Source organism: Ruegeria sp. AF8 (assembly GCF_056541825.1).
Genome location: NZ_JBQFYW010000074.1, coordinates 1 through 1,273 on the forward strand (window position 1 = coordinate 1; position 1,273 = coordinate 1,273).

At 65.1% G+C, this 1,273-nt stretch carries 1 protein-coding gene; it reads left to right on the forward strand.

Annotated elements, in window-relative coordinates:
* A partial coding sequence (gene glyA / locus ACR0AO_RS25415; RefSeq protein ID WP_480609814.1) for a serine hydroxymethyltransferase occupies positions 1-1,273 on the forward strand: 1,273 nt, incomplete at its 5' end.

The window sequence follows — 1,273 nt, forward strand, 5'->3', positions numbered from 1 at the left end:
CGGATTTTTCACCCAATCTTTGTCGGATCGTGATCCTGAGCTTTATGGCTCGATCACCTCGGAACTGGGCCGCCAGCGCGACGAGATCGAGCTGATCGCGTCCGAGAACATCGTCTCGGCCGCCGTGATGGAGGCGCAGGGCTCGGTGCTGACCAACAAATACGCCGAAGGCTATCCCGGGCGGCGCTACTACGGCGGTTGCCAGTTCGTCGATGTCGCCGAGAACCTGGCCATCGACCGCGCCAAACAGCTGTTTGGCTGTGAGTTCGCCAATGTGCAGCCGAATTCTGGGTCGCAGGCCAATCAGGGCGTGATGCAGGCGCTGGCCAAGCCGGGCGACACCATCCTGGGCATGAGCCTGGACGCGGGCGGTCACCTGACCCACGGCGCGGCGCCGAACCAGTCGGGCAAATGGTTCAACGCCATCCATTACGGCGTGCGCAAGGAAGACAACCTGATCGACTATGACCAGATCGAGGCGCTGGCGAAAGAGCACACCCCCAAGATCATCATCGCCGGCGGCTCGGCCATCCCGCGCGTGATCGACTTTGCCCGCATGCGCGAGATCGCCGACATGGTGGGCGCGTATCTGCATGTCGACATGGCCCATATCGCCGGCCTGGTTGCGGCGGGCGAGCATCCCTCGCCCTTCCCGCATGCGCATGTGGCCACCACCACCACCCACAAGACCCTGCGCGGCCCCCGTGGCGGCATGATCCTGACCAATGACGAGGCCATTGCCAAAAAGGTGAATTCGGCGATCTTCCCCGGCATCCAGGGCGGCCCGCTGATGCATGTGATCGCGGCCAAGGCGGTGGCCTTTGGCGAGGCGCTGCGGCCCGAGTTCAAGGATTACATCCGCCAGGTGCGCGCCAATGCCGACGCGCTGGCCGATCAGCTGATCAAGGGCGGGCTCGACATCGTCACCGGCGGCACCGACACCCATGTGATGCTGGTCGATCTGCGGCCCAAGAAGGTGACCGGCAACATCACCGACGCGGCCCTGGGCCGGGCGCATATCACCACCAACAAGAACGGCATCCCGTTCGACCCCGAGAAACCGACGGTGACCTCGGGCATCCGCCTGGGCACGCCTGCGGGCACCACCCGCGGCTTTGGCGAGGCCGAGTTCCGCCAGATCGCCGACTGGATCGTCGAGGTGGTCGACGGCCTGGCCGCCAACGGCCCCGACGGCAACGGCGAGGTCGAAGCCAAGGTCCGCGCCGAAGTCGCAGAACTCTGCGCCCGATTCCCCCTATATCCTAACCTCTGA